Raw genomic sequence first — 13342 nt, 5'->3', positions numbered from 1 at the left:
CACCAGGCTTCCCGCGCCCGAACCGAGCCCGTACACGGCTTGGTAGCCGATCTCCAGATCGGTGTCCAGCCTTTCGAACACCAGCGAAACGTCCACCGGTTTTTCCAGTTCGAGCTCCGAGAGCTCGCTGGAGGCCTCCCAGACCACCGGTACATCGGAGAGCTCGTAGGAGACCTCTATATCCTGTGAGATCCCGAAGTTGTCCGCCCCGGTTATTTTTACCCTGTGCCCGCCGGTCTTGGAACCCATGTACACCAAAGGCGCGGAAAGGCCCTCGGATACGGGCCACCCCTTCCCGGGTTCCACGCGGTTGCCCTCCATGTCCTCGAAATGGCCCTCGCCGTCGAGTATCTCATAGGTGATGGTATATTCGTAGTTCTCCAGTACCTCCTCGGGAACGATGGTAAAGGTGCTGGGAAGCCCCTGGTTCACATAGCCCTCGGCGGTGTGCTGCTCGCTGAGCTCGAACTCCACCTCGGTGATGAGCCCTACCTCCTTGGTACAGGCAAGGGCCAACAAAAAAAGACAAAAAAAGGATATCGGGATCTTTATGTAGTTCTTCATTTTTCCAGTATGGGGACCAACGACTTTTTTTAACTATCCGTAAACAATAAAACTCTCGCTTTTAAAAGAAAGTCCTACAAGATATGCAATCCGTTCCAACCCTGCATAACCAAGGAACTTTTTTGATAATGAACAACGATGAAACGTATCCTTTCTTGGATAAGACGAAAATACAATCTAAGTCCATACCGCTATAAATCAGTTAAAATAGTAACGGATACCCAAACCGCTATAGTTCGTAAGATTACCGAAATCACTATTAACGTGATAGAACTCAGAGGTCTTTATCAATAACGAAAGATGTTCCGTAAGTATAATGTCCAAATCTGCCGTAACTACACCGCCGTATATAAACTTGCTCTCCCCATCAACGGATACGATATTGCTTAACTGCAAGTTTCCGTTGTTAACTGACTCATATCCTGCCAAGGCTCCTCCTCCCAAAGAAAGTGACTGCATTTTCCTGTTTCTACTATAAACCGTTATAAAATAGGAATAACTGGCTGTTACGCTCATATACGGAATACGTACGGCTCCACTTTTATAGTTAGCATACGTACCGTTCAAAGCTATTTGAGTATGGGTTGTTTCACTTAAGTTGGTATTATACGTTATCTCTCCTCCATAACCATCACCAAATAGCCCCCCAGATACCGAGAAAGTATTGGAATAAGTTTGAGAAAAAGCTAGTATTGGAAAACATAGAAATGAAAATATAATTGTGATATGTTTCAATTCGAGGGAGAATTAATTAATAAATAATCGAGTGGCAGTATCACCAAGTTGTCACTATTTGCATCAGCTAAAACTACAGAAATTTTTTCCTTGGCACTAATATTAAAATTTTTAAACACATAAACAACCTCATTTATGCCTTCTGGATCTATACTTTCTTGAAGATTAAAAGTGTATAGGGGGTTCATGATTTTTTCAAGTTGCCCCACTTTTGCTTTTTTAAAAAAGCTGAGTCCCGCGATATCATATTTCCTTTTTGAGTTATTCTCTATTTGCACCACAAAATACTTCTCGTTCCGATCCACCAAGATATTATTGAGCCGAACAGCAATTTTTTTGTTTTGTCTAAAACTCCGTTTAAATACGGTTTTCTGCAGATAATTATTTTCACAAAAAATGCGATAGTACTCTTCACGATCTACATCATACAAATCTTTTTCTTCCGTATCATCATTACTCATGTACACCGGTTCTTGAACAATCGTATCTTTTTGTCTTTCTGAAATATTCGTAGTTAGTGCTTCGCTTAACTTATTTTTTGGTTGATTGTTTGCTGTGACATTTTCAATAGGAATTTCGTTGGTTTCCACAGTTTCTTGACTGTCATTACCAGAAGGTTGTTCAACAATTTCAGGCCTCTTAGAGCTCTCGCCATTACCTGACATGGTTTTACTGATTGCTTGATCTGTTGTTAGAATAAAACTGAATTCCGGAACTTCCTCTGCATAACTCAATGCAAACGAGTAGATATAACCTTGTTCGGTAATAACCAAAAGATTGCTTGCCCTACCCTTCCTACCTTTCAGCAATCCAATGTTAGAACCACTTTCATAGCTAAAACTAAAATTTGCCGCAGGCTCAACTACTTTTTTAATAGTAGATGGAAAAAATATAGTTGTAGTTACAAAATCATTGGTTTTTACAGAAATTGGGGTCTGCGACCAAAGGATATGACTCGAAAATAACAGGCTACCCAGAAAAAAAATAAGTTTTATAGGGAACGACTTCATAAGTAGGTGTAATTTCTTTCAATGAATAATTTAGTGTCTTACACGAGAATGAAAAACACAAAAATACTAATTAACTGGACAACTATCCAAATAATCGATTAAGAGAGGGATTTAAGGGGTTTAGGTACTGTAAACCTAATATACAAGAGGAATGATACCAAAAGAAACAATTACAATACACTCTTTTCACCCAATAATCCATACTGAATACGAAGGGTTAACCTGTTGCGTAATCTAATACAATCATCCCTTCAAGTATTTTCTAAGACTTCTTTAATTATAGGTATATATCCATAAGTTTTGCGTGAGGCAATTATGTTTTATTATGTTGGTAACCATCACCTATATTTGAAAATAAGTCTTAACTAAACTATCAAGATCTTTGACCTTAAAAATTATATCAATTATAATAAGGTGATATTTTAGGAATGAACCATATTAAAACAATGTAAAACAGAAAACCGTAACTCAATGGCAACTAATTAAAATGTATAATTAATCCAACCTTACACTCTAAAATAAAATTAGTTGAATTTTAGCGAAGAAGTTATTTCATTAAACTTTTCTATATTTTCTTTGAAGTTTTCTTTGGCACTTCCCATTATAACAACCGCTCTTCTCCCATTATTGATTGCCGTAAAGACAGTCTGGGTTTTCACTCCTTCGGATTCGCCATAGACCATTTCCTGAAAACAATCATAACCATTGATTTTATTTTTAGAAGTCTGTTTTCTGCTGGTAACTTTAAACCCTTTCTCAATACTGGAATTGATGATATTATCAACTACGAGTTTCAAATTTGGGTTAGTGGGATCGACGAGTATTTGGTTTATAACATATGAAGAACTTGTGTCGTTGGGGTATTCGCCGTTTTCAGTAAAGTGAAATATTTCATTAGCCTGAAAAAATAATTCGAAGCCACTTTTTTCTACATCAACGGAAAAAAATGCAGCTTCCATCGAGCCTATTTCTCGGTCTTTGTCATACTTTATGCTTTTAAATGAATTTATTAGATGACTAACTTCAGTATTATTTGTATTGTTCGTAACAGCAACCCCTAATACAGAAAAAAAAGCATCGCCAAAAACTAAGGTAACCGCTCGGTTTGCATAGTCACTATTGGTAACGAGCACTTTTCCATAGTAATCATCAATTATCGTTTCTTCAAAGTCATATACAATTGCTCCTATTTTCTCATATGCTTTTTTGGTATACTTGTTAGAATTAGCATAATAATCTGTACCATACATATCATAAAAGCGGATAATCTCATTATCACCGTTTTCAAGACCAATAAAATCTTTTGATAGTTGAAACCCTGAAGGGGGTTCAAGGTATATTCTCGTACCAGGAATTAACGTTAGACCTCCTTCTGTTTTATGGCTGACAAGGTTCCTTTGAGACGAACAAAGCGATGTAAAAAGAAATAATGAAATTAACCACAAAGATATCTTAAGATTTTTCTGTTTCATCTCAACTAAATTTTATTCTTGAAACTGATTTCTTTTCTTTTGTGGTAAAGAAAATCCCGCTTTTTTAATTTTATCTATATCAATAACTTGAAGATTTTGTTGTATTTCAGCCCAGTTGGGGTGTTCTGATGAATATTTTACCCAATAAAATTCTCCAACGCGAACATTATAATCAGAATTTATATAATCACTATTGTCATATTTTTCACCGTCTACATAATAATAATAATAAATTGCAGGACCAGATGATGGGCCATTCATAGAATCAAAAACATAACCTATAGCATACTCCGAATTATTTTTTACATTACTTTTAATATATTGCGTAATACAAATTATAATTACCGCAGAAATTCCTACAAATAAAAGTGTACCTTTTTGACTCTTGGTAAGCGTCATTTCTTGGGGTTTTTATATTTATTTTGAGGTTGATTTTCATCTTTAATCTTTTTCTTCCCAGTAGATATAGTCGTTTTCAAGGTAAATAATCCTCCAATACTAAAAACTTCTCCTATAGCCCCTCCAAATTGGGACATTGGTTTACCTACTGCAGAACCATATGATTTACTAGCTTGATTACTTAGTCCACTAACAACCATATTCTCTGAAAATTCCTTGAAACCGTTCGTATTAAAACTTTTTTCAAGTGTATAATCAAATTCTGATTTTAATGGTGTGCTGGCAAAACCACCAAATGCTGTAGTTACACCCAAGTCAAACAAATCCAATCTTCGTAAATTATTCATACCCCACATATTTTTTGAAATACCCGTAGAAACATATTGCTCTCCAAAATTGGAAGCCCCATTAACAGCAGCTACCCTGCCTGAATTAATTGTTAGCGCCTTTCCTAAACCAGGTACCGAGTATTGACTAGCAGCATATAAAAGAGGTACCGCCTCTACCGCCCCTACGACAGCCACAGGAAAACCGAGAACAACTGTAATAATAGTTTTTTCATCAACCTTATCGTAGGCTGCATATATTTTTGCATCTTCCTTTTCACTAACGGTTATCTTCATCATATGTGCAAAGAGCTTTGCTGATCCCGATATGATATCTCTTATTTCCTTACTAGAAATACTAAATTCCCTAACCCTTTCTTGAGTATAGTACGAAGAATAGGAGTTTTTACTATTAATTGGAATATTAACATAATCAATTATATAATATCGATTATAACCAAGGTTATTTCTACGAGGGGTTTCCGCTCGGATCCGGTCACTCTCCATTTCTGTAAAATACCAGTCGTAAGTTTTTGTATTCGTCCTCTTTAACTCTGCGGTCAAATAACGCTGTAGGCTCTTAACTGCCGCCTTTTTAATCTTACTTTTATCGGCTAAAGTCAGCTTTTTACTTTTTGAAAGACGTACGCTTCCTAGCGATTTGTTAAATTCTCGCTTTAACCTCTGCTGTCTTGATTTTTGGGTTAAGACATCCATAGTTCTACTCCCCCCAACTATTTTCAAAAACCATATCTCCCACGGTAATTGTTTTTGCTGAGATAACTATCCTTTTTTGCATAGGCATTTCATCATTTGCATCAAACTCTTCCTCAAGACTAACACAATACGCTTTAGAGAATTTTACCTCTTGCAGCTTTGATAAGGCATCACGTTTAAAAAATACAATGGAACCATCTTTTGTCTGCTCTGGCTCTTTCATCCAGTGAAAAAGGTCATATTTACCCTGTGACTCAATGGTTACAGAAATCTGCCCACCCAAAGGTTTTCCCGCAGGTTTTCCCGTACCATCCATGGGTTGTTCAAAATTATAAATACAATGAAGCACATTATATATCTGTCCATCAACAGTAAGCTTTGCTAAAAATGACATAATTTTTCAGGTTTTTAAAGTAGTGGGTTACTGTTTACAAGTTAACTTTTAAGCAAAAGCCTCCTTTACAAAACCCAAGTTTTTGTTTATTATTCTCTATAACAAGATCTTAGGAGATACAACTTCGTTTAGAGCTGTCTTACTGTTGTGCGTATTCTGTATCCCAATCCGTACCTTCGTCTCCTTTTTGACCATCCATTTTGATCATAAAGTTTTTAGCCGGGAAATAAGGTTTTAGGCGTACATCTAAATAAATACGGTCTTTTTGGTTCGGGTCTTGCTCAAACCTTCTAATCTCAAAATTTTCAATTAGTTTGTCCGGCCCTGTAATATCATCTAAAAACCGCACAATCTGTGATTGTATTTCATTACGGGTCTTTGTGCTAAAGTTTTCAAAAGCCCTACGGTTTAAAAAGTCCATTAATACTTTGGCGACATAATCAAACACCCGTACTACAGAATAGGTTTGAAGGCCTAAGTTATCTCCGTTAAAGAGTGTCTTGGCAGAAAAGGCCATGACCTTACCATATTCATTAACCATAGGTACAAGACCTAGGTTCTCTAGATTGGCAATTTCACTTTTTCTCAAATCAAAACTTACACCATCTACCTCACTTAAACCACCGTGTTTTTTACCTGCGGTTACCTGAGACATTAAGGTTTTATATATTTTACCGGCAAGGGCTCCAGAAGGCGGTACATGTACGTCTTCTTCTTCGCCTACTTCTTCGTGTTTGCCACGGCCTACCAACCAGTTACAGGTCATGATAGTGTTAGACAAATACATATCTCCACTAGCTAAATTGGCACTTTCAAACATTTCCATTACATCGTCTGGCTCATCTAAATGTGCAAAATCTGTCACTAAGGTAACTTTATTGTCGTGTGCTACTTTTGCCCATTTATCCACAACAGATTTAGAACCCAAATACCCAGGAAGAACCATAAGGGAGTAGTTTTCACGAAGATCCAAACGATCGTATTTAGAAACCAACTCTTCTCTTATATGATCAAAGAAACGGGTATTATCCAAATCCGTTAATTGATCAAGTTCCGCATTAATAATGGAAACATTTTTTAAAGATGGTAAATCTGTATTCTTATAGAACAAGGCTACGGAACGGTAGGAAGTTTCAAGTTCACGAGTTTCCTCAAGAGCAGATTTTAAATTTTTTGTTAGTACCTGCTGCGATAAAGCTGCTTTATCATCTGCTGCCTGTACTAAATCTATGATATCATCACCAGATTTAAGTGTTTCTGACCAAAGCTCCAATTTTTTCAAGAGATCGTTACGCTCTTGTTTTTTGGTGTTTTCCGTAAGGAACATTTTCCGACGTGCCTTACGATCGGGGTTCAGATTCTGTACATCATCAATGGCAGATTCCAAAAGATCGTACCCGCCATATTTGACAAGTCCATCCGATTTTTCTTTTATCTGTTCCGCATAAGGTTTTTCACTTAACTGTGCGGCTTTTTGGTTGTTCTGTGTATCGGCCATGTAGAATTATTTAGCGTTTTTAATTTCAGCGATTAAAGCATCTATGGTGTCGACCAAAGATTTTTTAGCATCTGGATCTTCCAAAGCAGCCTTTAAAATCTTATTAGTCTTTAATTGCTTGATCATTTTTTTATATTGATCGCTCTCTATTTCAAGCTCTTTTAAGAAAACACTATTATTGATAATGCCTTTTTTACCGAAATCACCAAGATTTCTGAACTTCAAGGTTTCATTTACGGTACCGCCGTTCTTGTCCTCAAACGGGATTTTTAATTCGGGTTCGTAATGCTCAAAAATATCTTCAACAGTTCTAAGACCTTCCACCACTTCAGGCTTTACTGGTGCATTAGGGGTAAGTTTACCGGCAATTAAAGCCCTGTTCTGTGGAATGCTGTTTAAGGCTTCACTAGCGTCACCTTTTACCTCATTACCACCAATACCTACGTTATCAATAGCCATATTTATATATTGTTTTAAGTTTTAAATTTACTCAAAAAAATGTTATACGCAAACAAAGTACCTGAATGAGCCTGAGTAAGTTTTTTCTTTACTACGCTTCATATATCATCTACAACAAAAACACAACTAAAGCATTTTAAAACACCAAACCGGTAACGTGTTGCCATACACGGGCATTATTACTATTTAGAAATCATTTTGATCAGCTAAAAAGCAAAATATACAATTGTAAAAGCTTGGCGCATTCATTTGAAAAGTAAAAAAAAGGAGGCGTTTGCTTGCCTCCTTTTCAAAAAAATATTGCAAAATGGATTACATTACCCATTCGTTCTGGTGCTGACCACCACCAATACTCAATTCCTTAGCAGACAAAGTAAAAGTCTCCGTTAAAGGATTGGTTCCAGTAGCATCAAAATTCTCTCTGTACTTTACCATATAGGCTTCAGTAAACTTGATTTCTTTTAGGGTAGCATCCGTATCTCTTTTTGTATACGTTATAGAACCATCCTTCTTACCAAAGTTATCCATCATTAACTCAACACCAGCGGTGTCATCATTGGACTCTACAGTAACAGTAATCTTACCTCCTCTTGTTACAGAAGACGGACGACCTGTTGGATCTGTTTCTTGAAAAAGATCGTAGTTACAATTTAAGATGTTGTACTCTTTTCCTCCTAAATTTAATTTAGCTTTAAAAGACATAAAAAATGATTTTTGTGGTAAATAATACCTGATTAAAAGTTTATATAAACGTCAATAAGACAATGCTAAACTATTAAATATCTGATACTCTCCAAACATTTTTCGATAAAGTGCAAGCTTTTAAAATTATTCTGCTTAAAAAATAAAGTAGGAAAAAAGCTATTTTCAAAGAACTAAATACAACTGAATTTTGAAGTTAAATTCACTGTAAAAACATCATCTCAACACTGAATTTTATGGAGTCTAACCCTACTCTCTATTATAGGTATAAATCCACAAAATAAACTTATTCTAAAAACCGATTCTTCGTTCCGTAGAAAAGAAATTATCCAATTTTATTAAAAAACCAAATTGGCCGCCATTTATCGGTTTAGACAAAATTTGTTCGTCAAATACATTTTTTATGATTGTCCTTGCTTATATGCACTCACTAAAAATTCTTCCAAAACAATCCTTTTTTGGTGCGCATATCTACGGTCATACTTTTTATGCAACCTGTTTTCTTGTCCCTGTAGAGTTTAAGACTCTTAATCTCAATCTTAACATCCCTAACAGCTTTAAAGAACTGACTAACGGTAAAGCGATCTCCGCTTTTATTGAAAACGGGAATATTCGTTACGCAAAAATAATTCCGAATACTAATGTCATCAAGATTTCTTACCGAGTACCTTAATAACATATCCTCTATTTCTCCGCTTGAAATTTCAATATAAGGTGGTTCATCTACCTTGTCCTTATCTTCAACTACAGGCTCCTCCTCTTTTGGCGCTTCCGGAATTGTAGCCAGTACATTCTCTATAGGGGCACTTGCATTTCTGCTTCTACCAATACGCTCTTTCTTTTTTGAAGGATATACAGTTAAAATACGTTTAGCTTCATGTCTACGATCGCCATTCACGACCAATAGAATTGTTTTCTCGCCAGGAGTTTTATACGTATATTTCTCCCTTCTGTCATTACCATCTACTGCTGCAGTTTCGCCAAAGCTCCATTGCCATGAAGTGGCAAATTTAGAATCGTTAAAAAATTCAACTTCGTCTCCTACCCTAACTTTTTTTGGTAGAACAATATTAGGTATGAGCTTTGCATCACGTATTATTTTGTCTTTGGAAATTACTATTTCACGTGAAGCTACACACTCACCGTTCATTTTTAAGGAAACGGAATATTTACCGGGTTTCTTAAATTGATGAACAACATCGGACCTGTACGCTTCCGGTTCATTATCCCCAAAATTCCAAGTCCAATTAAACCCTGAAGCATCTGTACTTTTAAACTCAATTAAATCCTCTGTAGTGTAGGAATTTGAAATAATCTCAAAATCTACATTACTACAATCTACCTCACTGTTCAAACGAAAAGAAAAAAGGGCCAATCCAGCAAATAACAATACTAAAAAAGTGATAAACACGTTACTATCAAAGTGAGTTTTAATACTTTTATTATTCATAATTAATCTCTAATTTTATCCATTCTTCCTTTCAATTAAATGTACGATTTTTAATATGAAATTAAAACTGTCTTTTCTTTTAATTATTGCATTGATTACCGGTTGTGCCAATAAATCCTCGGTAGCGGGTCAAGGCGAGTATTACAGACAAGAAATGGAAAAATCAAAACGTTTAGCTGCCCAAAAAGAAGCACAAGATAACAAACAAATAGTTACTGTTGAACCTTCATATCTTAGCAAAGAACAAAGATTACATTTTTCTGAACTTTTAGAAATCCCGTACGAAGAAATTAAAAACGAAAAACTATATGCGAGTATATATGAATGGATGGACACACCTTACCTATGGGGCGGCACTACCAAAAGTGGAGTGGATTGCTCTGCGTACGTGAGGGATATTTATCAAAAAGTATATAGTTTTGAGCTCCCAAGAACTTCCATAGAACAATTTAATTTGGATATTAAAGCACACTTTTCCGGTCAAAAGTTTTTGCAGCAAGGAGATTTGCTTTTCTTTAGGTTAAAAGATGAAGATAAAGTGGTTTCCCATGTGGGCATTTACCTTCAAAACGGAAAATTTACAGGCTCAAATTCCCCTACTGGAGTTCAAATTGCTGATTTGAACTCAAAATATTGGCAAGATAGGTTCGTCTCCGGCGCACGCTTGCTAAAAAACCTTTAAAAATGACCCCCTTATCTCCAGATAAAATACGACAAGAGTTATTTGACCTTGATTTTGACCTAAAGGCCGAAACTTTTATTTCTTACATAAATGAAGAGACCGAACTAGATATTGTACTCTCTGATTTTTTCAAAAGACGCTTTAGTAAGGACATCACCTCAATAGAAGAAAGTCTAGACAAAAAAAACACTTTAGAGGTTAAACTTAGCCGTAGAAGTTTTTACAATATTTTTCCTGAACGTTTTTTTCATCGCACCTACTCTAGTACGCCGTATGTGGAAACAATGGTTACCGATTACAACGGAAGAAAAATTGAGGAAGAAAATGCTCGAAAGTTTTTCAGCCCTCTGGAAACTGAGTTTTTCTTGCAGCGGGTTGCTATAGAATCGGCAGAAGACCTTACCTTTAAATCTTTAGGTAGTCCAGAACTAGTAGATTTTTTATTAAATCTATGGCAGATAGACTCAAGAATTCCAGGGAGCATAGCCGCAAAGATTTTAAAGACTATGCCCTTCATGTATAAGATAGCAGGTAATTTACCGTTGTTAAAAATAGTGTTGGAAAATATTATTGAAGAACAGTTAATAATTGAGAAGGATTACGCCACAATAGCAGCGGAAACCAAACAGGAACCGTGGCAATTGGGCATTAACATGGCAACAGAAGGAAAACCCGTTACGTTTCTTCCAAAATACATTTTTATCATTAATAACATTAGAAGACCTGATAAAATAGTTGATTACATGCCAAATGGAAAAATTAATACGCTAATTCAATTCTTTTTAGAACATACATTGCCCTATGAAGCCGATTTTGAAATAAAATTTACACTGGCCGAAAAGAAAAGAAAATTTGTGATTAGTGAAGATGTATATTCCGGAAGACTTGGAGTATCCGCTACAATTTAGACCCCTATGATTGGAAGTTACCTAAAGAGATTTATAAACATAGAGGCCTTGATTCCTTTTGCGATTGTCTTGGTCTTTATTTTGTTGGCGCTTGGCCTAATTGGTCGAAAAACCCCTGGGTTCAAAAAAAGAAGGAAAAAATACTACTATTATCTTGCGGCATTAATTGCGGTAATGGGTATATTTTTAGCCATTATATACAACTTAAGGCAGTCTACAGTAATGTTCCGTTATTTCTGGATGCTTGCCTTTGCTACAATTATAGGTGGGCTTCACGTGTTTTTCTATCGCTATCTCTTTGATAAATTCGATTCCAACCAGGGTCTTAAAGAATTACTTTTTGGCATAATTACCTCTTTTGCTATAATGGTTCCTGTGATCATGATTGCAGCACACTATCAAGATTTGCAGTATTTGTCCTATTATTTTTTGACGATGGCTGCATTTACAGTACCTACTAGCTTTTTTGTACTCTATAAATATTCCGTTTCCATTCCTGTAAAGTTATATACAAAATGGTACTACCCCCTTCAGAAAAAATATGACACACCGGAGCATTACGAGCTAAAGAACATGATTATACTCAACTTCATGTTCTATAAAAACACCGAAGCGGGAAATATGACTAGCTTTAAGGCCAAAGCTCCAAAAAATATGGAGTTCGGTAGATTGTTCTATTTTTTTATTAACGATTACAATGCCAAAAAAGCAACCACAAAAATAGAACTTACTGACACGGCCGATGACCCGCACGGCTGGTATTTTTATAGCAAACCTAAGTGGTACGGGGCTTCTAAACATATTGATTCAGAGCTTACAGTAGAAGATAATAACCTAAAAGATGGCGATGTAGTCATTTGCCAACGCATATAAAAAGAACATCATGATAGAGGATATCAAAAATTTTAAAATCAATTGGGTAGATGGCATGAAAATCTCCAAGGAGCATTTTGAAAGCCTTCAAAATTTTGCCGAAAACAGCATAAAGGATGCGTATGTGGTTCGTAAAGGCAGATACGGTCATGGGTTCTTGGCTTCCTATCTTAATGGCAACAATGAATATGCTATTAATCTAGATATTCACAAAAGCCTAAAAGTAAGCATCAAAAAATTACGGGCAATTACCCCAAACGGTAACCGAATAGAAATTACGGAAAATACACCATCCGTAAAAGAAGAAATTGTTGTTGATGAATTGGCCGACAATAAGTTGGATGAAGGTTTTTTACTTATAAACTTAGATACGGAGAAAACCATACCTTTTGGAGAGCAAGACCCTAAAGAAATGCCTCCAAGGCACCCATTTTTGACCAATGGTCAATTTTTCACTTTTATTACAAGTGATGATTTGGCAAAATCAGGATTATCCGGCAACCAGTTACCGATCGCCAAAATTCATAAAGAAGGTAAAAGCCTATCCATTGCAACAGACTATATTCCTCCCAGTTTAACTCTAGGTGCTCATGAAAGTTTAGTAGACTTTTATAATGATGCCGATAACTTTGTAAAGATGACGGAGCGAAATGCAATCTTGATCGTTCAAAAGATAATGGCCAAGCAGAGCGACAATCCTATTGCAGATGCCATGCACTTGGCCGTTGACAAAGCTTATGGCTATCTCGCACAACAGATTACCAAGATAAAATGGGAAGAATATGACATGCACCCTAAAGAACTTTTACAGATCATAGTAAGTTTTGCAAGAGTCTTTAAAGGAGCCGTAGATGTCTCCTCTCCACAAAACAAAGAAGAACTTTTTAATTATTTTGGAGAATGGACCGATCTAAAAGGAGGTGATTATGAAAAGATATTTACAGATGTAATCAACATGCAATACAATCATAACGATGTAAACCAAAATGTACTTTTAGCTACTGGTTTTATGAACGTTATTGATCGTTTACTTACTGTACTAACACAAGTAGATTATATTGGAAAACGAAGGGATATGGGAATTTTCGTAAATGAAAATATAGTACAGAACAAACAAGATAAATCAAACAAGCCTTCGTTTTTATCTGAATAA

General features: G+C 35.9%; 15 protein-coding genes. 5 read left to right on the top strand and 10 right to left on the bottom strand.

Annotated elements, in window-relative coordinates; genetic code table 11:
• The first annotated feature begins 225 nt into the window (after nt 1–225).
• Complete coding sequence (locus tag SJY45_RS02800; RefSeq protein ID WP_400074375.1) at nt 226–597, top strand: hypothetical protein; 372 nt, start codon at nt 226–228, stop codon at nt 595–597.
• A gap of 165 nt (nt 598–762) precedes the next feature.
• Here SJY45_RS02800 and SJY45_RS02795 read toward each other — a convergent pair whose 3' ends face one another.
• The 10 genes from SJY45_RS02795 to SJY45_RS02750 all read right to left on the bottom strand — a co-directional run bounded on the left by SJY45_RS02795 (nt 763) and on the right by SJY45_RS02750 (nt 9726).
• Nucleotides 763–1299, bottom strand: coding sequence for a conjugal transfer protein TraO (locus SJY45_RS02795; RefSeq protein ID WP_215439452.1), 537 nt, complete (start codon nt 1297–1299; stop codon nt 763–765).
• Nucleotides 1296–2309, bottom strand: coding sequence for a DUF4138 domain-containing protein (locus tag SJY45_RS02790; RefSeq protein WP_215439451.1), 1014 nt, complete (start codon nt 2307–2309; stop codon nt 1296–1298). Before SJY45_RS02790 ends, SJY45_RS02795 begins: the two co-directional genes overlap by 4 nt.
• Before the next feature lie 524 nt (nt 2310–2833).
• The gene (locus tag SJY45_RS02785) at nt 2834–3781 is read right to left on the bottom strand and encodes a hypothetical protein (protein WP_215439450.1); all 948 of its coding nucleotides are present in this window, start codon (nt 3779–3781) and stop codon (nt 2834–2836) included.
• Nucleotides 3782–3793: 12 nt separating this feature from the next.
• Nucleotides 3794–4180, bottom strand: a complete 387-nt coding sequence (locus SJY45_RS02780) for a hypothetical protein (protein ID WP_215439449.1) — start codon at nt 4178–4180, stop codon at nt 3794–3796.
• Entirely contained in the window at nt 4177–5223 is a 1047-nt protein-coding gene (locus SJY45_RS02775; RefSeq protein ID WP_215439447.1) for a hypothetical protein, read from the bottom strand. The genes SJY45_RS02780 and SJY45_RS02775 overlap by 4 nt, the downstream gene beginning before the upstream one ends.
• Nucleotides 5224–5227: 4 nt before the next feature.
• The gene (gene tssD / locus SJY45_RS02770) at nt 5228–5617 is read right to left on the bottom strand and encodes a type VI secretion system tube protein TssD (RefSeq protein WP_215439445.1); all 390 of its coding nucleotides are present in this window, start codon (nt 5615–5617) and stop codon (nt 5228–5230) included.
• A gap of 139 nt (nt 5618–5756) precedes the next feature.
• Complete coding sequence (locus tag SJY45_RS02765) at nt 5757–7115, bottom strand: DUF5458 family protein (RefSeq protein WP_215439443.1); 1359 nt, start codon at nt 7113–7115, stop codon at nt 5757–5759.
• A 6-nt stretch (nt 7116–7121) separates the two neighbouring features.
• The gene (locus SJY45_RS02760) at nt 7122–7574 is read right to left on the bottom strand and encodes a hypothetical protein (RefSeq protein ID WP_215439441.1); all 453 of its coding nucleotides are present in this window, start codon (nt 7572–7574) and stop codon (nt 7122–7124) included.
• Nucleotides 7575–7886: 312 nt separating this feature from the next.
• A complete protein-coding gene (gene tssD / locus SJY45_RS02755; RefSeq protein WP_215439439.1) occupies nt 7887–8276 on the bottom strand; it encodes a type VI secretion system tube protein TssD in 390 nt (129 codons plus the stop codon).
• A gap of 430 nt (nt 8277–8706) precedes the next feature.
• Nucleotides 8707–9726: a PKD domain-containing protein gene (locus SJY45_RS02750; protein WP_289064254.1), complete on the bottom strand. Its 1020-nt coding sequence runs from the start codon at nt 9724–9726 to the stop codon at nt 8707–8709.
• 55 nt (nt 9727–9781) lie between these two features.
• Here SJY45_RS02750 and SJY45_RS02745 point away from each other — a divergent pair, with 55 nt between their 5' ends.
• From SJY45_RS02745 to SJY45_RS02730, 4 genes are read left to right on the top strand one after another with little or no spacing between them, the layout of a single operon-like run.
• Nucleotides 9782–10408: a C40 family peptidase gene (locus SJY45_RS02745; RefSeq protein WP_215439436.1), complete on the top strand. Its 627-nt coding sequence runs from the start codon at nt 9782–9784 to the stop codon at nt 10406–10408.
• Nucleotides 10409–10410: 2 nt separating this feature from the next.
• Nucleotides 10411–11316 carry a hypothetical protein gene (locus SJY45_RS02740; protein WP_400073187.1) on the top strand — a complete coding sequence of 302 codons (906 nt, stop codon included), beginning with the start codon at nt 10411–10413 and terminating at the stop codon, nt 11314–11316.
• 6 nt (nt 11317–11322) lie between these two features.
• Complete coding sequence (locus SJY45_RS02735) at nt 11323–12189, top strand: TssN family type VI secretion system protein (protein ID WP_400073186.1); 867 nt, start codon at nt 11323–11325, stop codon at nt 12187–12189.
• 10 nt (nt 12190–12199) lie between these two features.
• Nucleotides 12200–13342 carry a hypothetical protein gene (locus tag SJY45_RS02730; RefSeq protein WP_400073185.1) on the top strand — a complete coding sequence of 381 codons (1143 nt, stop codon included), beginning with the start codon at nt 12200–12202 and terminating at the stop codon, nt 13340–13342.

It is taken from the genome of Zobellia russellii (genome assembly GCF_044597075.1).
Lineage (GTDB): Bacteria > Bacteroidota > Bacteroidia > Flavobacteriales > Flavobacteriaceae > Zobellia > Zobellia russellii.
Note: the sequence above shows the minus strand (reverse complement) of the source record. Positions and strands in the feature narration are given on the sequence as shown.